The organism is Bacillus sp. SLBN-46 (assembly GCF_031453555.1).
In the GTDB taxonomy this organism is placed as follows: Bacteria; Bacillota; Bacilli; order Bacillales; family Cytobacillaceae; genus Neobacillus.
In genome coordinates, this window is sequence record NZ_JAVIZM010000001.1 from 3,644,884 (window position 1) to 3,669,952 (window position 25,069).

27 protein-coding genes and 1 tRNA gene are annotated in these 25,069 nt (G+C 38.1%); 8 read left to right on the forward strand and 20 right to left on the reverse strand.

Features of this window, described 5'->3' with window-relative positions; genetic code table 11:
- Window positions 1–166 precede the first annotated feature (166 nt).
- The 3 genes from QFZ87_RS18585 to yneA all read right to left on the reverse strand — a co-directional run bounded on the left by QFZ87_RS18585 (window position 167) and on the right by yneA (window position 1,460).
- Window positions 167–397 carry a DUF896 domain-containing protein gene (locus QFZ87_RS18585; protein ID WP_309864540.1) on the reverse strand — a complete coding sequence of 77 codons (231 nt, stop codon included), beginning with the start codon at window positions 395–397 and terminating at the stop codon, window positions 167–169.
- 75 nt (window positions 398–472) lie between these two features.
- Complete coding sequence (locus QFZ87_RS18590; protein ID WP_309864542.1) at window positions 473–1,120, reverse strand: YneB family resolvase-like protein; 648 nt, start codon at window positions 1,118–1,120, stop codon at window positions 473–475.
- A gap of 13 nt (window positions 1,121–1,133) precedes the next feature.
- Complete coding sequence (gene yneA / locus QFZ87_RS18595) at window positions 1,134–1,460, reverse strand: cell division suppressor protein YneA (protein WP_309864544.1); 327 nt, start codon at window positions 1,458–1,460, stop codon at window positions 1,134–1,136.
- A gap of 156 nt (window positions 1,461–1,616) precedes the next feature.
- On the opposite strand from yneA, the gene lexA reads away from it, so the two are divergent.
- Together lexA and QFZ87_RS18605 are read left to right on the forward strand one after the other, a co-directional pair.
- A complete protein-coding gene (lexA, locus tag QFZ87_RS18600; protein WP_308080084.1) occupies window positions 1,617–2,240 on the forward strand; it encodes a transcriptional repressor LexA in 624 nt (207 codons plus the stop codon).
- Between the two features lie 205 nt (window positions 2,241–2,445).
- Window positions 2,446–2,730: a DUF4257 domain-containing protein gene (locus QFZ87_RS18605; RefSeq protein ID WP_309864546.1), complete on the forward strand. Its 285-nt coding sequence runs from the start codon at window positions 2,446–2,448 to the stop codon at window positions 2,728–2,730.
- A gap of 64 nt (window positions 2,731–2,794) precedes the next feature.
- Here the strand turns inward: QFZ87_RS18605 and glnA are convergent, their stop codons facing one another.
- From glnA to hflX, 4 genes are all read right to left on the reverse strand, one after another.
- Window positions 2,795–4,129 carry a type I glutamate--ammonia ligase gene (gene glnA / locus QFZ87_RS18610; protein WP_308080086.1) on the reverse strand — a complete coding sequence of 445 codons (1,335 nt, stop codon included), beginning with the start codon at window positions 4,127–4,129 and terminating at the stop codon, window positions 2,795–2,797.
- A gap of 40 nt (window positions 4,130–4,169) precedes the next feature.
- Window positions 4,170–4,571 (reverse strand): MerR family transcriptional regulator, encoded by a 402-nt coding sequence (locus QFZ87_RS18615; RefSeq protein ID WP_308080087.1) that lies wholly within the window; start codon window positions 4,569–4,571, stop codon window positions 4,170–4,172.
- A 135-nt stretch (window positions 4,572–4,706) separates the two neighbouring features.
- Complete coding sequence (locus QFZ87_RS18620; protein WP_309864549.1) at window positions 4,707–5,978, reverse strand: methionine gamma-lyase family protein; 1,272 nt, start codon at window positions 5,976–5,978, stop codon at window positions 4,707–4,709.
- Between the two features lie 14 nt (window positions 5,979–5,992).
- Window positions 5,993–7,252, reverse strand: a complete 1,260-nt coding sequence (gene hflX, locus QFZ87_RS18625; protein ID WP_309864552.1) for a GTPase HflX — start codon at window positions 7,250–7,252, stop codon at window positions 5,993–5,995.
- Window positions 7,253–7,460: 208 nt separating this feature from the next.
- On the opposite strand from hflX, the gene QFZ87_RS18630 reads away from it, so the two are divergent.
- Window positions 7,461–8,066 (forward strand): trimeric intracellular cation channel family protein, encoded by a 606-nt coding sequence (locus QFZ87_RS18630; RefSeq protein ID WP_309864556.1) that lies wholly within the window; start codon window positions 7,461–7,463, stop codon window positions 8,064–8,066.
- Window positions 8,067–8,130: 64 nt separating this feature from the next.
- Here QFZ87_RS18630 and spoVK read toward each other — a convergent pair whose 3' ends face one another.
- The 3 genes from spoVK to miaA all read right to left on the reverse strand — a co-directional run bounded on the left by spoVK (window position 8,131) and on the right by miaA (window position 10,512).
- Window positions 8,131–9,078: a stage V sporulation protein K gene (spoVK, locus tag QFZ87_RS18635; RefSeq protein WP_309864559.1), complete on the reverse strand. Its 948-nt coding sequence runs from the start codon at window positions 9,076–9,078 to the stop codon at window positions 8,131–8,133.
- A 217-nt stretch (window positions 9,079–9,295) separates the two neighbouring features.
- Window positions 9,296–9,529, reverse strand: coding sequence for an RNA chaperone Hfq (gene hfq, locus QFZ87_RS18640; RefSeq protein WP_308080092.1), 234 nt, complete (start codon window positions 9,527–9,529; stop codon window positions 9,296–9,298).
- Window positions 9,530–9,555: 26 nt separating this feature from the next.
- A complete protein-coding gene (miaA, locus tag QFZ87_RS18645; RefSeq protein WP_309864565.1) occupies window positions 9,556–10,512 on the reverse strand; it encodes a tRNA (adenosine(37)-N6)-dimethylallyltransferase MiaA in 957 nt (318 codons plus the stop codon).
- Window positions 10,513–10,816: 304 nt separating this feature from the next.
- Here miaA and mreBH point away from each other — a divergent pair, with 304 nt between their 5' ends.
- On the forward strand, window positions 10,817–11,824 hold the full coding sequence (gene mreBH, locus QFZ87_RS18650) for a rod-share determining protein MreBH (protein WP_309864568.1): 1,008 nt from the start codon (window positions 10,817–10,819) through the stop codon (window positions 11,822–11,824).
- A 276-nt stretch (window positions 11,825–12,100) separates the two neighbouring features.
- Here mreBH and mutL read toward each other — a convergent pair whose 3' ends face one another.
- Window positions 12,101–14,044 (reverse strand): DNA mismatch repair endonuclease MutL, encoded by a 1,944-nt coding sequence (mutL, locus tag QFZ87_RS18655; RefSeq protein ID WP_309864571.1) that lies wholly within the window; start codon window positions 14,042–14,044, stop codon window positions 12,101–12,103.
- A 19-nt stretch (window positions 14,045–14,063) separates the two neighbouring features.
- Entirely contained in the window at window positions 14,064–16,667 is a 2,604-nt protein-coding gene (gene mutS / locus QFZ87_RS18660; RefSeq protein WP_309867975.1) for a DNA mismatch repair protein MutS, read from the reverse strand.
- A gap of 199 nt (window positions 16,668–16,866) precedes the next feature.
- Between mutS and QFZ87_RS18665 the strand changes: the two genes are divergently transcribed.
- Window positions 16,867–17,610, forward strand: a complete 744-nt coding sequence (locus QFZ87_RS18665) for a YwaF family protein (protein ID WP_309864574.1) — start codon at window positions 16,867–16,869, stop codon at window positions 17,608–17,610.
- Between the two features lie 215 nt (window positions 17,611–17,825).
- Window positions 17,826–17,899, forward strand: a tRNA-Arg gene (locus tag QFZ87_RS18670).
- Between the two features lie 112 nt (window positions 17,900–18,011).
- On the opposite strand, the gene QFZ87_RS18675 is transcribed toward QFZ87_RS18670, so the two are convergent.
- The 7 genes from QFZ87_RS18675 to QFZ87_RS18705 all read right to left on the reverse strand — a co-directional run bounded on the left by QFZ87_RS18675 (window position 18,012) and on the right by QFZ87_RS18705 (window position 22,757).
- Window positions 18,012–18,206 (reverse strand): 2-hydroxymuconate tautomerase, encoded by a 195-nt coding sequence (locus tag QFZ87_RS18675; protein ID WP_309864576.1) that lies wholly within the window; start codon window positions 18,204–18,206, stop codon window positions 18,012–18,014.
- A 15-nt stretch (window positions 18,207–18,221) separates the two neighbouring features.
- Complete coding sequence (locus QFZ87_RS18680; protein WP_309864578.1) at window positions 18,222–19,031, reverse strand: 2-keto-4-pentenoate hydratase; 810 nt, start codon at window positions 19,029–19,031, stop codon at window positions 18,222–18,224.
- 19 nt (window positions 19,032–19,050) lie between these two features.
- Window positions 19,051–19,695: an alpha/beta hydrolase gene (locus QFZ87_RS18685; RefSeq protein WP_309864580.1), complete on the reverse strand. Its 645-nt coding sequence runs from the start codon at window positions 19,693–19,695 to the stop codon at window positions 19,051–19,053.
- 273 nt (window positions 19,696–19,968) lie between these two features.
- Entirely contained in the window at window positions 19,969–21,078 is a 1,110-nt protein-coding gene (locus QFZ87_RS18690; protein WP_309864582.1) for an AI-2E family transporter, read from the reverse strand.
- A 100-nt stretch (window positions 21,079–21,178) separates the two neighbouring features.
- Window positions 21,179–21,502 (reverse strand): hypothetical protein, encoded by a 324-nt coding sequence (locus QFZ87_RS18695; protein WP_309864584.1) that lies wholly within the window; start codon window positions 21,500–21,502, stop codon window positions 21,179–21,181.
- 89 nt (window positions 21,503–21,591) lie between these two features.
- Window positions 21,592–22,134, reverse strand: a complete 543-nt coding sequence (locus QFZ87_RS18700) for a cysteine hydrolase family protein (RefSeq protein WP_309867977.1) — start codon at window positions 22,132–22,134, stop codon at window positions 21,592–21,594.
- A 32-nt stretch (window positions 22,135–22,166) separates the two neighbouring features.
- Window positions 22,167–22,757 carry a DJ-1/PfpI family protein gene (locus QFZ87_RS18705; RefSeq protein WP_309864586.1) on the reverse strand — a complete coding sequence of 197 codons (591 nt, stop codon included), beginning with the start codon at window positions 22,755–22,757 and terminating at the stop codon, window positions 22,167–22,169.
- A gap of 116 nt (window positions 22,758–22,873) precedes the next feature.
- Between QFZ87_RS18705 and QFZ87_RS18710 the strand changes: the two genes are divergently transcribed.
- Together QFZ87_RS18710 and QFZ87_RS18715 are read left to right on the forward strand one after the other, a co-directional pair.
- Window positions 22,874–23,740 (forward strand): LysR family transcriptional regulator, encoded by an 867-nt coding sequence (locus QFZ87_RS18710; protein ID WP_309864587.1) that lies wholly within the window; start codon window positions 22,874–22,876, stop codon window positions 23,738–23,740.
- A 447-nt stretch (window positions 23,741–24,187) separates the two neighbouring features.
- Window positions 24,188–24,646, forward strand: coding sequence for an Lrp/AsnC family transcriptional regulator (locus QFZ87_RS18715; RefSeq protein WP_309864590.1), 459 nt, complete (start codon window positions 24,188–24,190; stop codon window positions 24,644–24,646).
- A gap of 100 nt (window positions 24,647–24,746) precedes the next feature.
- Here QFZ87_RS18715 and QFZ87_RS18720 read toward each other — a convergent pair whose 3' ends face one another.
- The gene (locus tag QFZ87_RS18720) at window positions 24,747–24,956 is read right to left on the reverse strand and encodes a hypothetical protein (protein ID WP_309864594.1); all 210 of its coding nucleotides are present in this window, start codon (window positions 24,954–24,956) and stop codon (window positions 24,747–24,749) included.
- Between the last annotated feature and the right edge of the window lie 113 nt (window positions 24,957–25,069).

A 25,069-nucleotide genomic window follows, 5' to 3' on the forward strand; every position in this document is an offset into this window, starting at 1 on the left:
CCTTTCTTAATCACTAGGATACTAAATACATCATTAATATTATATTGCCGATGTTTTTAATTCAACAAAAAGCATTTAAATAAGAGCCAAAAGGCATTTTGTTTCTTATTTTGACACATTAATTGTTTGTATATGTAAAAGGGAATACAAAATGTATTCCGATTTATTAATGAAGTGTATTTTTCTTTCTAGCTTTAATTTTCTCAGGTGTTACATCTTTACCTTCCGGGTCGATGAACTTTGTATTTGTTAAAGTATCAAGCATACTAGAACGGAAAGTTGCTAAATACTCGCTTCGTAGTTTAGATTGCTCTTTTGCTTCTAGTTCCGTTAATCCTGTCGATTTCGATTTTCTGGCCAACTCATTAATCCTAGCCATTTTTTCTTTTGATAGCATTAAGAACCTTCCTTTCAATTAGTCGTCTGACATCTGATTTTACTAAAAATAAGACCTTCTGACAAGGCAAAAGGTCTACTCAACTTTTGATTCTATAAATTCCTGGTATCTCCTATGTATTGTAGCTTTAGAAATAAGATAACCTAAGCCTCTAAGCGTTGCGGCAATTTCTGCAAAAGTCATGTTATTATTTCTCATCCTAACAATTTCTTCAATAGGAACTTCAATTTTATCCCTGCCTGAAGATTCTCCGAGATTTCTTAAGTTATGTTGAGGTTGATAGCCTCGATCAACCGCTCGTTTCATTCCACGCTTAATTTTTCCGTTATGAAGCTTTCGTTGGTATTCCTCCACCATACTGACAATCTGTAGAACCATTGAGTCAGATTCAGATAGTTGTAATTCGCCATTATGGGATATGCAATACATCTTTATGTTTTCCTTTAAAATGCAATGAAGGAGAGCAATCTTTGCATTACCTCGCCCAAGACGTGTTTCATCCTGAATTAACAAAGCATGAACCTGTTTATCTTTTATTCGATCTAATACCTGTAGTATGCCCTCACGATCAAAATCATAGCCACTCGCTTGTTCTTTAATAATCGTATCAATTTCGAATTGATGTTGTTTCGCCAATTGAATTAATTCTTCTTCCTGACGTTCCAATGAGGTTTCCTGGGTTTCTTTATTTGTGCTAACACGACAATAAATAATTGCTTTCATATATATTACCTAACTAGTTTCCCGGAGCACTTGCTAGTTCCGTTGTGGAGGAAGAGTCTTCTCTACTGACAGGGATGATAATTTCTTCCCCAGGAAAGATTTGATCATTTACAATTTTGTTATGTTTTTTAACCCATCCTACAAATTCTTTATTCGTTAACGAATGCTGTGTAGAATATTGGTCAGAGATTTTCCATAAGGAATCCCCTTCAGAGATTGTTACCTTTATAAACTGATCCTCTTCATTTGAATGATACTGGAAGGATAGAATGATAGCAATTGAACAGCTTAACAGAATAAGAGTAATGGCATAGGAGTATTGGTTCCATAATTTTTTCATATGATTACACCTCTAATAGAATATATGTTCTCTTTTGTTATTTTTATTATAGTACGAACATTTGTTTGTTGTCAACTTCATTTTCGAACTTATGTTTGTATAAAAAAGGCGAACATGCTATAATAAAGACAACATTAACCAGGCGAGGTGCATTTTATGGTAAAAATATCAAAGCGGCAGCAGGATATCTTGGATTTCATTAAAGAAGAGGTCAAGAGTAAAGGTTATCCTCCTTCTGTTAGAGAAATCGGCGAAGCTGTTGGACTTGCATCCAGCTCTACTGTTCACGGTCACTTAGCAAGACTTGAAAGCAAAGGCCTTATTAGACGGGATCCTACAAAGCCAAGAGCCATTGAGATATTAGAAGCGGACGAAGCTGCACATATTCCGAGAAATAAAGTTGTCAACGTACCAGTAGTTGGGAAAGTTACTGCAGGCTTACCAATTACAGCGATCGAAAATGTTGAGGAGTACTTCCCGCTTCCAGAAAGCATGGCACCAGCTGATGAACATGTATTTATGCTAGAAATTATGGGTGAAAGTATGATAGAAGCAGGGATTCTTGACGGAGACTATGTCATTGTAAAACAACAGCCAACAGCTAATAATGGTGATATTGTTGTAGCCATGACAGAGGAAGACGAAGCAACTTGTAAAAGATTTTTTAAAGAAAAGGATTACATTCGTTTGCAGCCAGAAAATTCTACAATGGAACCTATTATTCTACGGAATGTCTCCATTTTAGGAAAAGTAATAGGTGTTTACCGTCATATCCATTAAAACAAAAGAGCTGTCACCAACTTGGTGCAGCTCTTTTTGTTCAATATATTGGGAAAAATTTCAATAAAATACATTATTATGTTTAATATATTGAAAATTCAGTATATTTACTCATGATATTAGTACAGTACTTTAATATAATAGTAATACACCAAGATTTACCTTAGGTCCAAAAAAATAAACGGCTTAAGGAGTGTGAGAAACAGTGTTATGGGACATTATTTTCTCTGTAACAATTGGTGGATTGGTTGGGGTTGTTGGACATGTTCGGAAACACGGTAAAATCATCATGCCCAGGAAAACAAAAAAGTTCATTTATCTGGGTTTTCTAGAAGAATTGCTTCTAGGCGCGGTCGCCTCTCTTCTCCTCGTTTTGTACACAGCACCAAATTCATTGGTAGAAATCATTATTTTTTCAATCATTGCTGGCATTGGCGGTGATACAGTCCTAAATAGATTTAAAGTGTTAAACCAAGAAGGTGAGAAATAACATCTTTATGATCTAGGATAATAAAAAACCTTAGCAGCCATTAAGGCGCTAAGGTTTTTTATTTTTAGTACATGCTCATGTACTGATCACGTTCCCATTGGTGAACGACTGTACGGAACATATCCCATTCAATTTCTTTTGCTTCTACAAAGTGTTCGAAGATGTGCTCTCCAAGACCAGATACAATTACTTCGTTAGACTTTAATTGATCTAGTGCTTGAGCTAGTGTTGCTGGAAGATCAATGATACCTTCTTCAATTCTTTCTTCCTTGCTCATAACATAGATGTTACGGTCTACTGGAGCTGGAGGAGTCAATTTATTTTTAATTCCGTCAAGACCAGCTTTTAGAAGCACGGCCATCGCTAGGTATGGGTTTGCAGCCGGGTCAACGCTACGTACTTCTACGCGAGTACTTAATCCACGTGATGCTGGAATACGAATTAATGGTGAACGGTTTCTTGCAGACCACGCTACATAACAAGGTGCTTCGTAGCCAGGAACAAGACGCTTATAAGAGTTTACAGTTGGATTAGTTACAGCTGTAAAGCTTGGTGCGTGCTTCAGGATACCCGCAATAAATTGACGAGCTGTATCGCTCATTTCTAGATCACCAGTTGGCTCGTAGAATGCATTTTGACCATTTGTAAATAATGATAAGTTCATGTGCATTCCTGATCCATTTACACCGAATAATGGCTTAGGCATGAAAGTCGCGTGTAAACCATGCTTACGTGCAATTGTTTTAACTACAAGCTTGAATGTTTGGATTTGGTCACATGCTGTTAATGCATCAGCATATTTAAAGTCGATTTCGTGTTGTCCTGGAGCTACTTCATGGTGTGATGCTTCGATTTCAAAGCCCATTTCTTCAAGCTCAAGAACGATATCACGACGGCAGTTTTCACCTAAATCTGTTGGAGCTAAGTCGAAATAGCCACCTTGGTCGTTTAATTCTAATGTTGGTTCACCATTTTGGTCTAATTTAAATAAGAAGAATTCTGGTTCTGGTCCTAGGTTGAAGTTAGTGAATCCTAACTCTTCCATTTCCTTTAATACTCTTCTTAAGTTATTTCGTGGGTCACCTTCGAAAGGTTTTCCTTCTGGAGTATAGATGTCACAGATTAAACGAGCTACTTTTCCTTTTTCAGCTGTCCAAGGGAAAACAACCCAAGTACTTAAATCTGGATAAAGCAACATATCAGATTCTTCAATACGTACAAAACCTTCGATAGATGAACCATCAAACATCATTTTGTTATCAAGTGCTTTTTCTAATTGGCTTATTGGAATCTCCACGTTTTTAATGGTTCCAAGAATATCCGTAAATTGAAGACGGATAAATTTCACGTTTTCTTCTTTTGCCAGTCGTTGAATATCTTCTCTTGAATACTTTGCCATTTTAATACCCCCAATTTTTTTAAAAAGAAATTAGTAGATTTTAATGGAAGAACCGAGACATATCGCCATGACGCAATGTGGATCGATTGTTTCTTCCTGAATGAATCATTTCGTTGCGGAGTAGCTTTCTAAGTTGGTCATCTGTAAGCTCTCGTTTAACTTTTTCAGTTTGCTTTTCTAGTGTTTCTGCTTGCTGCTGTTTAACCGCAAAGAGTTGTTTAATTCCCGCCATGTTGACTCCCTGATCAATTAGATCCTTGATTTCTAGAAGCCTATCAATATCGTTAAGGCTAAACAGACGCCTGTTTCCCTCGGTTCTTGCTGGAGAAATCAATTGGTGCTCTTCATAATAGCGGATTTGCCTAGCTGTAAGCTCCGTTAGCTGCATGACAGTTCCGATGGGAAACAGTGGCATGGAACGGCGAATTTCCTTTCCACTCACCAAATTTCTCCTCCCTTTTGTTATATCATATTGCTATTATATTTCGTGTTAGATTTATTGTCAATGATATGTAAGGTTTTCTTACATGGTTTTTTCAAAATGAAATAGGACAACTAACCGCTGTCCTATTTTCCCCTAATTTAATTCAATTAATCCTTTTTCAATTAAATGGTCAACGGCAAGACATACGGCCATCTTCACATGGGCATACGTTAATCCCCCTTGAACATATGCCACATATGGTGGTCTGATAGGGCCATCTGCTGTTAATTCTATACTAGCACCTTGGATAAATGTCCCCGCCGCCATAATGACATCATTCTCATATCCTGGCATATAGCTTGGGTACGGTGTTACATAAGAATTAATTGGTGAAGCAAATTGGATTGCCTGGCAGAAAGCAACCATTTTATCACGGTCGTCAAACTGAACAGATTGAATTAAGTCTGTCCTGTTTGCATTCCACTTCGGTGAAGAATTCATACCTAGCTCCTCTAACATCGCAGCAGTAAAAACCGCCCCCTTCAACGCTTGACCCACAACATGCGGGGCAAGGAAGAACCCTTGGTACATTTCTTGAAGGCTATAAAGAGAAGCGCCGGCCTCTGCTCCAATACCAGGTGAGGTCATTCGATAAGAACATGCCTCCACCCATTGTTTTTTCCCGACAATATAGCCGCCCGTCTTCACAATCCCGCCGCCAGGATTCTTAATAAGTGACCCAGCCATCAGGTCCGCTCCGACATGGCAAGGTTCCATTTCCTCGACGAACTCCCCATAACAGTTGTCAACAAATACAACAACATCCGGTTTAATTTCTTTTACAAAACGAATCATTTCCCCGATTTCCGCAACAGTAAATGACGGTCTTGTTGCATACCCTTTTGAGCGCTGAATGCCGATCATTTTAGTATTCGGTTTGATTTTATCGGCAATGGTCGCCCAATCCATTCCACCCTCATCAGTTAGTGCCACGCTATCATAGGAAATTCCAAATTCTTTTAATGACCCTACTCCATTTCCGCGAAGCCCAACGATTTCTTCTAACGTATCATATGGTTTGCCGGTTATATAAAGGAGTTCATCGCCTGGACGGAGAACACCAAATAGAGCAATCGAAATCGCATGCGTGCCTGAAATAATTTGTGGGCGAACAAGCCCGGCTTCACCGCCAAAAACATCCGCATACACTAATTCAAGGGTATCTCTGCCGATATCATCGTATCCGTAGCCTGTCGATGGGATAAAATGCGAATCACCGACCCGATGTTTTTGGAAGCTTCTTAATACAGCAAATTGATTCGTTTCAATTCGTTCATCAATTTGTTTATGTACCTCAGCAATTTGTTGTTCCACTCTTTTAACAATCGGCTGAAGCTTTTCCCCACTTTTTAACTGTTGAAACATGTTGTTACTCCTATCTATTGTTGAAATTTCTGCAATTGTCCGGTGATTTGATGGTCCTGAAGTGAGTACCCTTTGCACCGGTACAATTGGTTTTCTTCATTAAAGGATAGCTCTCTTAAAATCGTCTCATTTTTCAATTGAGAAAGCAGCTTTCCTTCTGTTGAAGGTACCTCCACCTCGTAAGGTTCCATTCGTTCCACCACCATCTTCTCAATTCTCTGTTTTAAGTGCTGACGATCTTCTTGATTAAAAGCACTTATAAAAGCAGTCGGTGTATTGGCCGTTGGAACGAAGTCAGGATGTTGAATATCCTTTTTATTATAAACGGTCAGTTGCGGGATATCTTTAATATCTAAATCATCCAGCAGTTTTTTTACTGTTTTTTCATGCTGAAAATAATCCGGATTGGACATATCAACCACATGGAGAAGCAGGTCTGCTTCCTTTACTTCTTCAAGAGTGGAACGGAATGCCGCGATAAGGGTGGTTGGCAGATCCTGAATAAAACCTACCGTATCCGTAATTAATGCTAAGAATCCACTTGGTAAAATTAATTTTCTGGTCATTGGATCAAGCGTAGCGAATAATTGATTCTCCTCGTACGATTCCGCCTCGGATAAGCGATTAAACAATGTTGATTTCCCCGCATTGGTATAACCAACAATCGCCACCTGAAAGGTTTTATTCTTCTTTCTTCTTTCACGGTACCGATCGCGGTGCTGAACGATAACAGAAAGCTGACCTTTGATATCGTCAATTCTTCGGCGAATATGACGGCGGTCTGATTCCAGTTTTGTTTCACCGGGTCCTCTTGTTCCAATCCCTGCACCCAAACGTGATAATGCGGTCCCTTGACCTGCTAGACGCGGAAGAAGGTACTGCAGCTGGGCAAGTTCTACTTGTAATTTCCCTTCTTTGGAACGAGCCCGTTGTGCAAAGATATCTAAAATGAGCTGTGTTCGATCAATAATCCGAGCTTCTATTTCTGCCCCAAGGTTTCTTTTTTGACTCGGTGATAGTTCATCATTAAAGATCACTACATCTGCTTCAAGTTCCTCAACTAATGCATTAAGTTCTTCTACTTTTCCTTTGCCAATATATGTAGCCGAATGAATGCGGTCCCGTTTTTGAACAACTGAGACGAGCACTTCACCTTGAGCAGTTTCCGTTAATGCCGCTAATTCTTCCATAGAATATTGAAACCGTGAATCCTCGTCTTTATTTGTTTGACAGCCAACGAGAATCACTTTTTCCTTTGTTTCCTTTTGTTCCACAAGGCATCCTTCCTTCCCTAAAAGGCTCTACCATTCATCATAACAAAAAACGCTTGCATACTCTAATTTTCCCTTACATTTCAGATATTAAAAAACTTATTGTAATTTTCTCTTATCATGATAAAATTTTAATGTTTGCTTTCACTTTATTTTACTATTAACATGATGATTTTCTTAAAAATAGACATCAGGGAGAAATCGAAGCACAATGACATGGGAAGTTTTGAGTATGATTGGCACCATTGCCTTCGCTATTAGTGGAGCCATTGTGGCCATGGAAGAGGAATACGATATTTTAGGCGTTTATATTTTAGGAATTGTTACCGCTTTCGGAGGAGGGGCCATTCGAAATCTGTTAATTGGCGTACCTGTATCTGCCTTATGGGAACAAGGTTTATTTTTTCAAATTGCCTTGCTATCCATTACCGCGGTCTTCTTATTTCCAAGCAATTTACTTAGGCATTGGCAAAAATGGGGAAACTTTTTTGATGCCATCGGTCTATCTGCCTTTGCTATTCAAGGGGCCATCTATGCTGCAAAAATGAATCATCCGCTTAGCGCCGTAATTGTAGCTGCTGTATTAACCGGTATTGGTGGCGGAATTATCCGTGATTTATTGGCCGGTAGAAAACCAATTGTTCTTCGCTCAGAAATTTATGCGGTTTGGGCAATCCTTGCAGGACTTATAATTGGTCTTAAACTAGCAGTGGATTCATGGGAGTTGTATACCTTATTTGGCCTTATTACCATTTTACGTGTTTTTTCCTATACCTACGATTGGAAATTACCAACTCGTAGACTTGGTACCCATTAAAAAGAAAAGCGCTGGAGCTGGACATAAAAAAATCGACGGAGTCTACATTCCGCCGATTTTTTTATTAATCTTCATCAAATACCAGATCATTACTTCTTAGAGTCATTAATTCGTGTCTGTCATAGCTATTTAGCATCAGTAGCCTCATTGCTTGGGCGCGAACAGATTTCTCTATGACATTGCGAACATATCTCCCATTTGAAAAACTATTGGGGTTTAGGACAGACTTTACCCAAATAAGATGATCCCTTAATTTTTTCTCGGCCTCGTGACTTAGATTGTATTCCCGTTCTTCTAACATTCTTCCCGCAATTTCCATCAATTGGTTGATATTGTAGTCAGGGAAATCAATTACTAAAGGAAAACGCGAGTGAAGACCAGGGTTTAGCGTCAGAAAATAATCCATTTCTCTGGAATATCCGGCAAGAATAAGAATAAACTCATGCTGTTTATCCTCCATATGCTTCACTAGCGTATCGATGGCTTCCTTACCAAAATCCTTTTCCCCTCCACGCCCTAAGGAATAGGCTTCATCAATAAACAAAATTCCACCTTGTGCCTTCTTAATTAAATCTCTTGTCTTTTGAGCTGTATGCCCGATATACTCTCCTACAAGGTCCGCTCGTTCTGCCTCGATTAAATGTCCCTTTGTAAGAACAGACATTTTTTGAAAAAGCTTTCCAATCAGCCTCGCAACGGTTGTTTTTCCGGTTCCCGGATTCCCTTTGAACATCATATGGAGAGCTTGTTTTCTAGCTTTCAGCCCCATTTCTTCCCTTTTCTTGTTCACATAAATCCACGCATAAATTTCTTTTATCATTCGCTTCATTTCTTCCATACCAACCAAAGCCACTAGCTCCTCTTCTATTTCCTTTAAAGCCGTGTGCTCAGGGGGAATGATCTTTGGAACAACTTGGAATTCTGGCGCCTCTTTTGTTAACATTTTTTTCTTTTGTGAATTGAGGACAACGCTTATTTGGCCGTTACTTTTCATGCGAAATGGTTGATCCAAAGCTTTCACCTCTCATTCTGCAGACAGTATACTTAAAGTAGCTATGACTACTTTGAATTTATTTGTCATAAATTCGGATCACTTTATCTACAAGGAAAGCATAATCCTTCATTTCTATGTGTATTCACGACCAATCGCTTTCATTAAAAAAGTTTTTCTCTTTATGCCTGAAAAAACAAAAAGAGCCCGTATATGGACTCTATTTTGAGAAAATAAGTTATTGTTGGTTTTCTAAATCCAACTGTACATTTCTTTGTGGCGCAAAAGTTGAGATTGCATGCTTAAATACTAACTGCTGCTTACCTTCTGATTCAAACAAAACGGTAAAATTATCAAAGCCCTTAATTTGTCCTCTTAATTGAAACCCATTTAATAAGAACACCGTAACATGCATATTGTCCTTACGGCATTGATTTAAAAATTGGTCCTGAATATTGATTGTCGTTTTCATTTGTATATCCTCCTCTTTTTCTCTACTTAATATGTATTCGATTTTACTTGTAGCTTTCCTTCAACATATTGTGAAATTTCGGCTATTTTTTTTGAGAAATTATTCACATTACTTACATCAAACCATTCTACCTTCATTTTGTTACGAAACCAAGTCAATTGCCTTTTCGCATACCTTCGGGAATTTTGCTTTAAATTTTCTACTGCTTCATCGAGTGTGACTTTCCCATCAAGATATTCATATATTTCTTTGTATCCAATGGCTTGAATGGATTGACATTCGCGCAGCCCCTGTTGATATAAGGCTTTTACTTCCGGTAGGAGACCTTCATCCATCATCATATCTACCCGTAAATTAATGCGTTCATACAGCTGGTCCCGATCCATAGTTAAGCCCACTATTGCTGTATTGTACAACAAATCTGGTTGCTGCTGACTTTGGTATTCTTGCATCGTTTTCCCGGTCAAGTGATAAATTTCCAGCGCTCGAATGACCCGTCTTACATTATTGGGATGGATTTGCGCAGCACTTCCGGGATCTATCTCCTTCAATTCTTGGTAAAGTGCTTCATTTCCTATTTCTTTTACTCTTTCCTCCAACTGAAGACGATAGGCTTCATCTCCCGAAACATCGGAAAATTGATAATCATAGATGACTGACTGAATGTATAGGCCGGTTCCTCCAACAATAATCGGAAGTTTCCCCTTTTTAGCAATCTCAGCTATTTTAGCCCTTACCAGTTCTTGAAATTCAGCAACGGAAAAACTTTCAAAGGGCTCCTTAATATCAATAAGATGGTGAGGAATGTCTTCTATTTCCTCATTTGTTATTTTCGCAGTTCCAATGTCCATTCCACGATAGATTTGCATCGAATCCCCACTGATAATTTCACCATTATACCGTTTCGCCATTTCAATACTCAACTTTGTTTTTCCTACAGCGGTTGGACCGATGATTACCAGTACATTTTGTTTCGCATTCAATATTTTCACACTGCCTTATTTCATTTTCAATGAAAACAGGTTTCATTTTTCTGCTTTCACTCTTACATCGTAACACAATTTTAAAAAGCAGTTGAACATCAAATAAGTATTAACAAAAAAAACCTTTTTTATGCGTTTTTGATTATGAAATTATCATATCCAAATTTCTTCCAAAGATGAAAGATACTTCTTGTAACTTTACAAATGGATAACGGTTTATTTACAAACAGCATTTTACCCCCAAATTCATGGTAGGCTTAATCGTAGTTTATTTTTGAATAAAACTAAGGAATAAGGTGAAAATATGCTTTCTAATTTTGATATAGGTATTGATTTAGGAACAGCTAATATATTGGTTTATAGTAAAAACAAAGGAATTGTACTTAATGAGCCCTCCGTTGTGGCCATAGATACAGAAACGAAAAATGTGGTAGCAGTTGGGCTTGAGGCAAAAGAGATGATAGGTAAGACACCAGAAAAAGTCGTGACCATCCGTCCTTTAAAGGATGGCGTTATTGCTGACTTTGACGTCACTACTGACATGCTTAAGCATGTGATGCGTAAGGCTACTAAAAAAATGGGCTACGGTTTCCGTAAACCGAATGTAGTGGTTTGTATTCCATCTGGGTCTACAAGTGTAGAACGCCGAGCAATCCAGGATGCCGTTCGAAATGCTGGAGCCAAGAAAATCTCACTTATTGAAGAACCTGTTGCGGCAGCGATTGGAGCAGGAATGCCTGTAGATGAACCTGTTGCAAACGTGGTTGTCGATATCGGCGGTGGTAATACTGAGGTTGCCATTATTTCGTTTGGCGGTGTGGTTGCCTGTCATTCGATTAAGGTCGGCGGTGACCGTCTCGATGATGATATCATTCAATTTGTTCGCAAGGAATACAATGTTCTAATTGGTGAAAGAACAGCAGAACGAATTAAAATGGAAATTGGTTATGCCCTTGTTGATCATGAAGAGCGCTTCATGGATATCCGCGGACGTGACTTGGTTTCGGGTTTACCAAAAACTATTAATCTTTCATCCTATCAGGTTCAAAATGCTCTAAAAGAGGCTCTTCTTCATATTTTAGAAGCTATCCGTGCGACACTTGAAGACTGCCCTGCCGAACTTAGTGGTGATATTGTTGACCGTGGCGTAATTTTAACTGGCGGTGGCTCACTGTTAAATGGTATGGAGGAATGGTTAAGCAAGGAAATCGTTGTTCCTGTACAGCTTTCTTCAGATCCACTTGAATGTGTTGTAATTGGAACAGGTAAAGCTCTTCAGTATATGAGTAAGCTGCAAGCAGCGATTAGATAAGCTTTTTTTGCAATAGGCTGTGGGACTTGTCCTGCGGTCTATTGTTGTTAATATGGAAATTTAATCCATACTTTGTAGAAAAACTTGAAATTTTGTAGAATTCCTCTGATTTTGTGTAGAATTATTATGAATTTGTGTAGAATTATTATGAATTTGTGTAGAATTCCTCCGTTTTTGTGTAGAATTATCATGAATTTGTGTAGAATTCCATTCATCTTGATAGCAATCCCACCTCTAAAAAAAGAACACCCCCATAAAGGAATGTTCTTTTCACCATTACATAACCCGTTTAAACATTTTTTCCATCTCATAAACCGAATAATGGACAATAATTGGTCTTCCATGCGGGCAGGTAAATGGATCTGATGCTTTTCTCAGGTCATCGAGCAGGGCTTGGATTTCATCATTCCGTAAATGACGATTGGCTTTAATCGAAGCTTTACAGCTCATCATAATCGCTGCTTCTTCACGTAGCTTTTTAATGTCTACCTTCTTCATCGATAAAAGCTGTTCAATCATGTCTTCAATGATTTGTTTTTCTTCCCCTTTAGGCAGCCACTGAGGATGAGAACGGACGATAAAGCTATTCATCCCAAATTCCTCAAGAAAAACCCCCACTTTTTCCAACTCCTGTTGATGCTCCATAATCTTCATATATTCATCGGTTGAATACTCAAAGGTTAGCGGAACGAGCATTTCCTGCAATTCCGGTTCCACCTGTCCCACCTTTTCACGGAAGTATTCATATTTCAGCCGTTCCTGTGCCGCGTGCTGGTCAATGATATACAATCCATTTTCATTTTGAGCAAAAATGTAGGTACCGTGCATTTGCCCGATTGGATATAAGCGTGGCACACGGCTTGCTGATGGATGATTTTCAGTAGAACTTTCGTTATCTTCAAAGGTAACCTCATTCGAAAAATGTGTTTCCTGAATCTCGTCTTCTGTTTCCTCCACCGTATTACTCGTATGTGAATTCACATATCCATTAGAGAATGGGTTAACCGACTCCCACCCTAATGATTCACCAATTCTCTCAGTTTGGATCAGTTCTTTGGTAAAATTACTTGCTTCCATCGGCTGTGACTCAGTGACCCTTTCAATTGGAGCACTCCACTGCTTTTGAACATTCATCGGTTCACTTTCTAGTATTGTTCCTTCATCCAACACGAAAGCTGTTTGCTCAGACTTCGGTACTTCTTTCTTAACAGGCGTGTAGGCTGTTGGAATTAAGATCTTAGATTTGAACGCCTCTTTAATCATCGATGTTACCAGTTCATTTAACTCCGCTTCCTTACTTATGCGGACCTCCATTTTTGAAGGATGGACATTCACATCGACAAGCAATGGGTCCATCTCTATGTTCAATAGGACAATCGGAAATCGTCCAATCGGAAGTAGGGTATGATAGCCCTCCTGAATGGCTTTCGCCAACGGATAGTTTTTAATAAACCGTCCATTAATCATCGTTGAGATATAGTTTCTCGATGCCCTTGTAACCTCCGGCATCGAAGCAAATCCACTAATCTTGTAATCGAGTGAGGTACCTGAAATAGGTACTAACTGCTTGGCGATGGCTAATCCATAAATGGAAGCCAGCACTTGACGAACATCACCGTTTCCGTTCGTTTGTAGCAGTTTCCTTTCATTATGGATCAAACGGAAGGCTACCTCTGGATGAGATAGAGCAAGACGGTTAACCACATCTGTAATATTACCGAGCTCTGTATGAATGGTTTTCATATATTTAAGCCGTGCAGGCGTATTGAAAAATAAATCGGTAATGATGAGGTCCGTTCCCCGTCTACTCGACGTTTTTTCAAACACTTCAACCTTGCCGCCCTCAATAACTACTCGGTTTCCGGCACCCTCACCAGTCGAGGTCTTCATTTCAAGCCGTGAAACGGAAGCGATACTTGGCAAAGCTTCCCCACGGAATCCAAGCGTACGGATACGAAATAGATCATTTTCATTTTTAATTTTACTGGTGGCATGACGTTGAAAAGCAATTAATACGTCCTCTTCATCAATCCCATGACCATTATCGGTAATACGAATCTTTGCCAGTCCTGCTTCTTCTACCTCAATTTCAATCACAGTACTTCCGGCATCAATCGCATTTTCCACAAGCTCTTTTACAACAGAGGCGGGGCGTTCGACTACTTCTCCCGCCGCAATCTTATTGGATAGGGCGTCATCTAATTGAATAATCTTCCCCATACAGTTCGCCTCCTTTTCTTTAGCCTTTTAATTTTTTCTGCAAATCGTACAGCATGTTAATGGCCTGTAACGGTGTCACATCTAACAAATCTAATTCTTTTATTTTATCTAACACTCGTTTTTCTTTTGGAGAAGGTTCATGCTTCTTCGGCTCTTTTGGTTCGTCAAAGAACGATAGCTGTGCAGGCTTCTCTGCCTGTATTTCTTCTATTATAGCTGGTTTTTTAGCTGGGACAGCCTGAACATCAGACTGCTCAAGCGCTGTTAAGATTTCATTTGCCCGGTTGATTAGTTCTGCAGGGAGTTCTGCCAGCTGTGCGACATGAATTCCGTAACTCTTATCTGCCGGACCTTCTTTAATTTTATGAAGGAAAACAACCTTGCCATTATGTTCAATCGCACTAACGTGAATGTTTTTGAGCTTGGTTAGTTCTTCTTCTAAAACCGTTAGCTCATGATAATGGGTTGAAAATAAAGTTTTGGCACCAATCCGCTCATGAATGTATTCAATAATCGCCTGTGCTAACGCCATACCATCGTAAGTAGAGGTTCCACGGCCAATTTCATCAAATAAAATTAAGCTGTTTTGTGTGGCGTTCGCTATCGCATTTTTTGCCTCAAGCATTTCCACCATGAAGGTACTCTGACCGGAAATTAAATCATCGGCTGCACCAATACGAGTGAATACTTGATCAAAAATCGGCAACACAGCTTGGGAAGCCGGAACATAGCAGCCAATCTGAGCTAAAATGGAGGTCAGGGCAATTTGGCGCATGTACGTACTTTTACCAGACATATTTGGACCTGTGATTAACAATACTTCACGTTCGCTGTCCATATAGCAGTCGTTTGGCACATACTCCTGGGCGTTTAATACCTTCTCAACCACTGGATGACGCCCTTCTTTAATCACGACACGGCGCTCGGTCGAAAACTCTGGTTTCACATATCGGCGCTCTTCACTAACCTGAGCAAAGCACTGGAGAACATCTAATTCACTAACGATCTTCGCTAAAGCTTGTAAACGTGGAATTTGTTCCTTCACCATCTCGCGAATTTCAGTAAACAATTCATATTCCAACTCACCGCATTTTTCTTCTGCCTGTAAAATTAACGCTTCTTTCTCTTTTAATTCCGGGGTAATAAATCGTTCTGCATTCGTTAGAGTTTGCTTCCGCTCATACTGCCCTTCTTTTAAAAGATGCAGGTTTGCCCGTGTGACTTCAATATAATAGCCAAACACCCGGTTATAACCAACCTTCAACGATTTAATGCCTGTTTTATCTCGTTCCTCACGCTCTAGCTGAGCGATCCAGGTCTTACCGTTCCTGCTGGCATATCGATATTGATCTAGCTGCTCATTATACCCATCCGAAATCATATTTCCTTCTTTTAAAGAAAGAGGTGGATTTTCAACAATGGCTCGCTCTAATAAATCTGATACCTCTTCACAAGGATCAAGACTTTCTGCCAATTGATTTACCTGTTCATCCTGCATCGCTTGTAGGGTTTGTTTTAAGAAAGGCACCTGCATTAAAGAACGCTTCAACTGCACCAAATCACGGGCATTGACATTACCAAAGGCTACTCGTCCGGCTAGACGTTCCAAATCATAGACTTCCTTCAATTTCTCACGAAGCTCTTGACGTTCAAAATAGTGGTTCATTAGAACTTCAACAATGGTTTGACGCTGTTTAATTCCATCCTGGTCAATTAACGGTCGGTCAATCCAGTGCTTTAACATCCTACCACCCATAGCGGTCATGGTTTCATCGAGTAACCATAATAAGGAACCTTTTTTCCCCTTGGAACGAATCGTTTCCGTTAATTCAAGGTTTCGCTTTGAATAGTAATCAATTTTCATAAATTGATGAGTTTGATAGGTAGTGACCGGCTGAAGATGGTCAAGGCTTCTTTTTTGGGAACGATATAAATAGTTAAATAGCCTAGCCGCCGTTTGCTTTAATTTGTCTTGATTTAAATCCTCAAGCAGATGAGAAAAAGTCATATCTATCGAACTATTATCCTCAAAGGAAATAGCCATCACATCACGCTCACGCATTTTCTTTTGCAGCTCTCCGTCAAAGCTACTTGATACGACTACTTCTTTGGCACTTAAAACCGCCAATTCGTTTAGAACTTCTTCAAAATAATTGGTAAGCAGCGTCACTCGGCTTTCACCAGTTGAGATGTCGTTATAAGCAAAGCCGTAGGTTTGATCGTCAAATGCAGTAATTGAAGCAATATAGTTATTTTCTTTATCATTCAAGCCCTTACCATCCATTACTGTACCTGGGGTAATTAACTGAACGACTTCCCGTCGGACCATCCCTTTGGTTAGTTTTGCGTCTTCCATTTGTTCACAAATCGCTACTTTATAGCCTTTTGAAATAAGCTGTTCAATATAGTTGGGAGCCGCATGGTATGGGACACCACACATTGGGATTCGATCTTCACTACCTCCATCGCGACTCGTTAAGGTAATCTCTAACTCCTGTGATGCTTTAATGGCATCCTCAAAGAACATTTCGTAAAAATCGCCTAAGCGAAAAAATAAAAAGGCATCTTGATAATCTGCCTTAACGGTTAAATATTGCTGTATCATCGGCGTATAAGCAGCCATAATGACCTCCACGGTTAAATTCATTTCGATTTCTTTCGACATATTATTATATCACATACCGGGAGTGTCAGGCACTCGTTGAATATTTGCCAAATTAATAGATAGTAGTACCAATTTCCATAAATTAATTTTACGATTTCCTGTTTTTCGACGATTTCTGAAATCAAACCATGATAAAATTTGGAAAAGGGACGGTGGGATGATGGAGTGGTTTGGCCGGAGCAATAAAAACTATGACTTTGATATGTTTTCGACTAGTCATTTTATCGTACTAGCTATTTTAATCATTGGTTCAGTATGTATGTTTCTTTTTAGAGATTCTCTGAAAAATAAGAAAATGCGGCAGGCTGAAATTGTTTTGGCTATCTCTTTAATTATAATGGAAGCCACTTATCATTTTTGGATGATCATAAATGGAAGCTGGAATGTCAGTCATGCCATTCCTCTTGAGTTGTGTAGCATCAGCTTGATGTTAACCATCATATTGCTGCTTACACGGTTAAAAGTAATCTATGAGATTTTACTATTTACTGCCTTACTAGGGGCGTCACAGGCATTACTTACACCATTATTAAATTATGACTTTCCACATTTTCGTTTCTTTCATTTCTTTTATACGCATTTAATGATTATTTGGGTGCCTTTATATTTTACTTGGGTACTAGGGTATCACCCGACGATCTGGTCAGTGGTAAAACTGTTTGTGTTCCTAAATGTGTTGCTGCCTATTATTATGTTCATCAATAAGGTAGTTTACGGGAATTATATGTTCCTAAGCCATAAACCTGATAGTGCAAGCTTGCTGGATGTGCTTGGCCCCTACCCTTGGTATATCTTATCGTTAGAGGGATTGTTGATATTGCTAAGTTTAATCGTATGGATTATTTTCCGCGAAAAGGCTGTCAAACAACCTGACATGGACAGAGACCTCTCCATTCACTAACGTATGTATTGACCTTTTTTGATTAACTGAGTATAATAAATTACATTCCTATAAAGGAATATATATTAAGTCCCAATAGCTCAGCACGACTGAATATGCTTCATTGATGCTACTTCAGCGTACTGATCGAGCCGCTACTTGAATCAGCTTTCTGAGATCAGGACGGGATTAACTTATTCTGTGTAGGGAACAAAGTATTTTTTCTTTCTTCATTAGTCCCAATAGCTCAGTAGGATAGAGCAACAGTTTCCTAAACTGTAGGTCGGAGGTTCGAATCCTCTTTGGGACGTAATAAAGCCTTGAAACGCTGTTCTGTCGCTAATTAGCCGTTCATTTATGTCGGTTGATGTATAGCCTCGAATCAGCGTTTTTTTGCTTCAACCCTTTATAAAAAATGATCCTTACATTTTCTTGTTATTACTTATTGGCGAACCGGCTACACCCCAATTTTCACTTGGCACATCATGTAATAATACTCTGATTGTTTCAGGTGAATTACCTAACGTCCGGCTAACTGCTGCTGTAATCTCTGAAATCAATTGCTGTTTTACTTCTTTCGATCTACCCTCAAGCAAGTGTACCTGTACAATAGGCATTTCCAAACCTCCCGATTATGAAATGACCGTTAAATTCATTTTATCCAACTCATCAAATTCAACCTCAATGGAATCTCCACTAAAAACATGAATGGCTTCGGTAATTCCACCGGTTAGTACAATCATCCCAGGTTCAATACAAAGGCCAGAAGAGTCTAGCATTTTGACCAATTCAACCACCGAACGAACAGGATTTCCCATAACAGCTGAACCTTTTCCTTCTTGAACTACTTTACCATTCAACTTCATTCGAACCTGTGCTTTTTCCCATTGAAACTTATTTGGCAAATATATTTGTTCCGAAAGAAAAAATTTTGTACTGGATGCATTATCTGCAACCACATCAATGAGGTTAAATGAAAAATTCTTATAACGGCTGTCAATGATCTCTAATGCTGGCATTATACCTTCAGTAGCCTGCCAAACCTCTTGCTCAGTAACATTATTTCCTTTGAGTTTTTTATTCATTAAGAACGCAAATTCTGGTTCCACTCGCGGATGAATTAAACCGTCCAGAGAAAGTTCCTGATTGGACATCTCCATTGACTTTAGCAATCTTCCGTAAATGGGTTGATTGACCCCTACCGATTGTTGTTTCGCGAAACTTGTCAGCCCCATTTTCCAGCCAACAAATTGATCACTATTTTGTAATTCTTTTTCCGTGTTGATTTCTTGAATTTTATAAGCATCCTCAATTGTTAAAGAGGGATACCGTGTTGAGATTTTACTCATTTCTACAGCACTTTTTTGATGGCTATAAATTTCTTTAGCAATGACATGTAAATCCATGCTCTCAGTCCCCGTTTTTTTATCATTAAATTTCAATATCTAAACTCTGGATGAATTATCTTCGTAAATCATTTATAATCCAAGCTTGAAAATCCTGAAGATTTTTTTCAACTACTGTGTGCCCTTCCGGATATGATTTAAATGTCACAGGAACCCCAAGCTTTGTAAAACAATCGACATTTTCTTTCCCCCACTCATATGGCAGAACCTGATCATATTCCCCGTGTGATATAAACACAGATAAATGTTTCCCTGGATTTATCATGTATTCTTCCTTTACAAATTGAGGAATATAACCACTTAGCGCTACTAAACCCTTAATCTTGTTTCCAAGGGTGAGAGCTAATGTCATGGAAACTATGGCTCCTTGGCTAAAGCCCAACAAGTATAATTGCTCTGGGTCTATTTCATAATTTATTGATGCATAATCAATAAATTTAGCGAGCTTTTTGATTCCTTCATCGAAAACTTCTCGATTTGGTTTTCCATAGCCCTGGATTGTAAAGTAGGCAAAACCTGGCCCTTGTGTCAAATGTCCCCTTACACTAAAAATAAAGAAGGAATCCTCCAGACCATTAACAAGTGAAAGCATATTTTGTTCATTGCTTCCTATGCCATGCATAACAAACAATGCGGGATATTTTTTCCCAGGAATTATATTCTTAGGACGGCGGAATTCATAAATCATTTCCGTTTCCATTTGCAAAACCTCCTATTATATAACATGAGTGTAAAATGTCTTTATTATGTTTTGTTATATGAATTTTTGTTCTCTTTTAAAATACCAAACATGAATATGGATTGTCAAAGATTTTTCGTTAATACGAAATAAAGTTTACTATTAGAAAACTATAAAATAAGGAAAATTTCCAATCATTTCTTTTAATATCCGTCTTGTACTTTCTTCCTCATTGGAACGTAAAAAAGCCTTGAAAATTCAAGGCTTTTTTCTTTTGGAAATATAATTTGAGTCTTAGACTAAGGGTCCTTCACCTGTATAAGTCGCCGCTTTTCTCGCTCTTAAAAATCTGACTAAGTTCAAGATAATGACTTTACAAACCGCATAGGTCGGAACAGCTAAAACCATACCAAGTACGCCTGCCAGATTTCCTGCAGCTAATAAAATAATGATAATTGTCGCCGGGTGTGTATCCAATGATTTACCTAAAATCATCGGAGACAGGAAATTCCCTTCAATTTGCTGGGCCACCAGGATAACGATGATTACAAATAAAGCCTTTGTTGGTGAATCAAAGAAAGCGACTAGTACGGCTGGTGCACCACCAATGATTGGCCCTACATATGGGATAATATTGGTGAAAGCTACAATCAGTGCCATAATTAATGCATAGCGTAAGTCAATGATTAAATACCCTATAAAGGCTAATGTACCGACAGCGAGGGCGACCACTACCTGCCCCTGAATGTATGCTGACAGTGTCTCTCCAGTTTCTTTTAGTATTTTTAAAGCATCATCCCGGTATCCAGCTGGAATAAACTTTGATACGGCTTCAGGAAATTTTTGTCCATCCTTAAACATGTAAAATAATAAAAATGGAACAGTGACGAGAATGATCGCAATATTCGTTACGATGCCAAAGATGCCCATAATCACGTTCGTCAGTGTATTTGGCAGCGAATTAGCATATTCCATTAACCGTTGTTGCACCGTATCAATCATTTCACTCTGCTGCTCTCTAAAGTTTTTAACCTCTGAAGACTTGACTATATCATTAACAAATTCAGTAGTCTTATGAGCAAAGTCAGGCAGATCATTGGCAAGCTGTGTTGCCTGTTTGGAAACAGCTGGAACTAGGCTACCTATTACTAATGCAAGAATACAGCCAAATACAACATATATGACCAATATGGCTGCTACCCTAGGGAGTTTTTTTCGTTCCAGAAAATTCACAACCGGATTCAATAGAAAAAATAGGAACCCAGTTATCAGAATGGGAAAGAACACGGTCGAAAAAAACACCCCGATAGGCTTAAACATAAATGAGATCTTGGTTGAAACGAAAATAATTGTTAAAATGAGCAAAATTTGAATTAACCAGAATTGAATTTTAGATTTAGACACGGAATGTACCTCTTGCCTTCATTATTTGGAAAAATTATATCAAAATATTGGGATAAAATACAGTATTATCAATGTAAGATATTCCAATCAACATTGATTATTATTTAAATTTCGTCCAATCATACATTTTTTGCCTTTGTTTTTTCACTCGCTCTTGCTTTTTACTTTCAACCTGTTTTTCTTTGTTGAAATTCATAATAAAACCACAGTCTTCACAGATGTAGGAATATATATTCGATTGCTCTGGGATTCTATTCAATGGATTGTCTTCTTCAGATTCTACATAAAAGTGTATCTTGGCTTCAGATTTTATATTCCACCTCGTATCCTCATCATATTTTTGATATTCTGCAGCAAAAAAACCTTTTCGAAAATGGACCCCATTACATACAAGGCATTCAATTTCTTTTATATTTTTTTTCAATACAGACACCTCCAATTAATTTTATGAAGGCAACCTATGTCCCAAAACAAAAAATTGTCACGCGCTTATTTACACGTGACAATCATTTATTAATCTAGTAATTCTAGAACACCATCCGCATCAATGACTGTACCAAATTCCTCGTGCAAGCTGACGAGAGCTAAATTGTGGATTTCTTCAGCACTGTACAACTTCCCATCATAACTAACTCTTTCGAAAGTAGCGATCGCATCAGATACGATGAATGGGGTAAAGCCGAGATTTTTTGCCATACGTGTTGTTGTAGAAACACAATGATCGGTTGTCAATCCTACAATAACAAGTGTTTCAATCTCAGATTCTCTTAAATAGGCCTCCAAGTTCGTACCGATAAAGGCACTGTTAACATTTTTCACGATGACTGGTTCTTCTGGTAGGGGTGCAACAATTTCTTTAATATCACGCCCAGGATGATGCGCCAAGGAAGGATTACTTATATGCTGAACATGAATGACTGGTCGATTTATTTTTCTCCAATGGGTTAACAATTGGGCCATTTTCTCTTCTGCGTTTGGATTGTTTCTTCTTCCTTGGATTGGATCATCAAAATATTTTTGCACATCTATTAATAGTAAAGCAGCATTTGCAGAGATTTTCATAAAAAACCCTCCTATTTTTATAAGAACTATTCCAAAAATCCCATAAGCCTTTTTACATTGTTAGCATTATCTGTTGATGTCAAATATTCAAGCATGGTAAATGCTACATCGAATGAAGTCGCGGGGTTGAACGATGTAATAATGTTTTTATCGATGACAACGCTTTGATCCGGAATCACATTCACTCCCATTTCTGCTAATTGTACTTGCCGCTTCCTATTACTTCGATTATAGGTCGTGGCATTTCTCCCTTGTAGAACACCGCTTTTACCAATTACTAATGAACCTACACAGATTGCTGCAATGAGTTTTCCCTGTTTATCGAATTCTCGGATAAAATCAAGGACGTCTGGGCGAAAAGCATCCTCGTAAAAACCAGCTTGTTCAAATCCACCTGGTATGGCTAAAGCATCAAACTCATTGGCGGAAACCTCTGATAGCAGCCTTTCCGGTTTAACCGTTAAATTCCAGGTGCATTTTAATTCCTCTCTTGTTCCCACCGTTACGAGTTCAGTTGACCCCTCGCTAACGTCTTTATTCCAGCCAAACACATCTGTAAACACACTTGCCTCAACAGCTTCAAATCCATTAGGTAAGAGTAAACATATCTTTTTCATTTCCATCATCTCCTTAAGTGAATTGTATGTTATAATTTACCATTAGTAAAATTGAAATAACTAAACTATAAGTTTAGAATTTCTGATAACAAACTGGAAGAATGGGAGGATCATAAATGGAGATCCGTCAATTACAAACGTTTAAAACAGTTGTCGATTTGAATAGCTTTACAAAGGCAGCCCAAACACTTCAGTACTCACAAGCTTCCATTACATCTCATATTCAGCAGCTTGAGGAAGAGATTGGCCTTCCATTATTTGACCGTCTGGGAAAACACATTCAACTTACGATCGTTGGCGAGGAATTGTATCATTATGCTGTAGAATTACTAAGCGTCTATTCAAAGATTCAACATATTTCTACCAATGACAGGACATTGAAGGGCGAAATCCGCATTGGTGCAGCCGAGTCTATTACCGTATATAAGCTAGGCTCTGTGTTATCTCAGTATAAAAAGAATTATCCGGAAGTGACTTTTTCACTAATTAATGATGATTGTCTTCCACTAAGGGAGCGGCTTTATTCTGGTGAGCTCGATATTGCGATTACCTTGGAACCTAAGGTAAATGATCCAAATTTAATCACCCAAGTCTGGGCCGAAGAGTCCTTAGTCTTCGTTGGGGAAAAGAATCATTCGATAAAGGCAATGGAGGAAGCCACTGGAGAATGTTTTATTTTCAGTCCGAAAAGCTGTGCATTAAGGAAATTTTTTGAAGGGTATTTAATTAGAAAAGGAATTAGTACACATAACCATATGGAGTTTAATAGTATGGAAGCGATGAAACAGTGTGTTGTAAGCGGGTTAGGAATCAGCCTAATGCCCTACATAAGTGTAGAAACATTATTGCGAGAAGAAAAAATGAAGGCGATCAAGTCAGCTTCGGAAAATCCCGTGTTCTATGCACAACTCTCTTACCATAAAAACAAATGGTTGTCGAAGGCCCATATGAAGTTTATTGAAATGGTTTTAGGAGAAAGTTAGAGTTATAATGATGAAATTTCAGAGTTAGTTTCTTTTATTTGTTTTACCACTGCCTCGCATACCTTTGGTGCATTAATGGAATTAAAGCCGTTAAATGATTAAGGAGCCCGTTCCCTCCATATATCCTCAAAGAAAAATAAACAACCCAAAACTAAACCTCAAGCGGTTTAATTTTGGGTTGTTTGTACATAACTTAATAACTTAATTGAGGTAAGCCGTAGGTACATCCTGAACAGGTTGGCGTTTGGTGAGATGTTTGTAAATTATCGTTCATCTATTAATCAAGCAACCTTTGATGTTTTGAAAGGTTCCTTTAGTGATTATATTCAATAAAATTTCTGGTTACATACACAAACGAAACGTAATTTTTTAATTTCTTTTACAAACATAATTTATTTTTCGATTTTTATTTACATTTTTAAATTACATTTGAAGGAGATGAATAACATGAAATTTGATGAGGTTGATCTAAAAATCCTATCGGAGTTACAAAAGGATAGTAGATTATCGATGCGGGAATTATCAAAGCGAGTGAACTTATCTACTCCCTCCGTAAAAGAACGAGTAAAGAGATTAGAGGAGAATGGAGTAATTGAAGGTTATACAATCAAGTTAAACTATGCTTCCTTAGGCTTTTCCATTTCATGCATAATGAAAATAACAATAAAAAATGGGCATTATCAAAAATTCACAGATTTAATCAAACAACATTCGCGAAGCATATCAGGTTATCGTGTTAGTGGGGACGCATGTTTTTTCATATTATTACATTTTAAATCAGTATCAGAAATTGAGGAATTTATCAATGAAATCATGCCACTTGCTAATAGTGCGACAAATATTGTTTTTTCTAAAATAGATATTAATGAGGATGTTAGTAAATTTTTCGAATCACATAATATTTAATCGATATTTTATTTCAAAAAAATCCTCTCTAAATGTAAAAAGCCTTGATTTTTTTCAAGGCTTTTTATTTTGGTTTATAATAAATAACTAAACTGTAGGTTTATCCTTCTAACAAGTCGGCCTGAGAAGTTTTTTGAACTTGAGTTACAGCAGTTAAAGCAGATGAAATTTCATTTGATGCTTGTTTGATCGCTTCCTGGGCAAGTGTAGGATCGGAATTTGCTTTTTCGATTGCTTTTGTTAACAATTCTTGAGTAAGAGTTACATTGGCTTTTGCTTGATTAAGCTGATTTACATCAATTTGAGGCATGGGTTTTCTCTCCTTTTATTTTAAAGTACTTCTTTATAATGACCTCTCAATTTATTTTTATTAAGGGAAAAACTACCTTGAATATGTCTTTAGAAATTTAAAAATTGTCCCCC

Coding starts and splice junctions, on each gene's coding strand:
- QFZ87_RS18585 (WP_309864540.1), bottom strand. CDS start 397: ATGCTATCAAAAGAAAAAATGGCTAGGATTAATGAGTTGGCCAGAAAA.
- QFZ87_RS18590 (WP_309864542.1), bottom strand. CDS start 1,120: ATGAAAGCAATTATTTATTGTCGTGTTAGCACAAATAAAGAAACCCAG.
- yneA (WP_309864544.1), bottom strand. CDS start 1,460: ATGAAAAAATTATGGAACCAATACTCCTATGCCATTACTCTTATTCTG.
- lexA (WP_308080084.1), top strand. CDS start 1,617: ATGGTAAAAATATCAAAGCGGCAGCAGGATATCTTGGATTTCATTAAA.
- glnA (WP_308080086.1), bottom strand. CDS start 4,129: ATGGCAAAGTATTCAAGAGAAGATATTCAACGACTGGCAAAAGAAGAA.
- QFZ87_RS18620 (WP_309864549.1), bottom strand. CDS start 5,978: ATGTTTCAACAGTTAAAAAGTGGGGAAAAGCTTCAGCCGATTGTTAAA.
- QFZ87_RS18630 (WP_309864556.1), top strand. CDS start 7,461: ATGACATGGGAAGTTTTGAGTATGATTGGCACCATTGCCTTCGCTATT.
- hfq (WP_308080092.1), bottom strand. CDS start 9,529: ATGAAAACGACAATCAATATTCAGGACCAATTTTTAAATCAATGCCGT.
- mreBH (WP_309864568.1), top strand. CDS start 10,817: ATGCTTTCTAATTTTGATATAGGTATTGATTTAGGAACAGCTAATATA.
- mutL (WP_309864571.1), bottom strand. CDS start 14,044: ATGGGGAAGATTATTCAATTAGATGACGCCCTATCCAATAAGATTGCG.
- mutS (WP_309867975.1), bottom strand. CDS start 16,667: ATGGCTGCTTATACGCCGATGATACAGCAATATTTAACCGTTAAGGCA.
- QFZ87_RS18665 (WP_309864574.1), top strand. CDS start 16,867: ATGATGGAGTGGTTTGGCCGGAGCAATAAAAACTATGACTTTGATATG.
- QFZ87_RS18675 (WP_309864576.1), bottom strand. CDS start 18,206: ATGCCTATTGTACAGGTACACTTGCTTGAGGGTAGATCGAAAGAAGTA.
- QFZ87_RS18685 (WP_309864580.1), bottom strand. CDS start 19,695: ATGGAAACGGAAATGATTTATGAATTCCGCCGTCCTAAGAATATAATT.
- QFZ87_RS18705 (WP_309864586.1), bottom strand. CDS start 22,757: ATGAAAAAGATATGTTTACTCTTACCTAATGGATTTGAAGCTGTTGAG.
- QFZ87_RS18710 (WP_309864587.1), top strand. CDS start 22,874: ATGGAGATCCGTCAATTACAAACGTTTAAAACAGTTGTCGATTTGAAT.
- QFZ87_RS18715 (WP_309864590.1), top strand. CDS start 24,188: ATGAAATTTGATGAGGTTGATCTAAAAATCCTATCGGAGTTACAAAAG.
- QFZ87_RS18720 (WP_309864594.1), bottom strand. CDS start 24,956: ATGCCTCAAATTGATGTAAATCAGCTTAATCAAGCAAAAGCCAATGTA.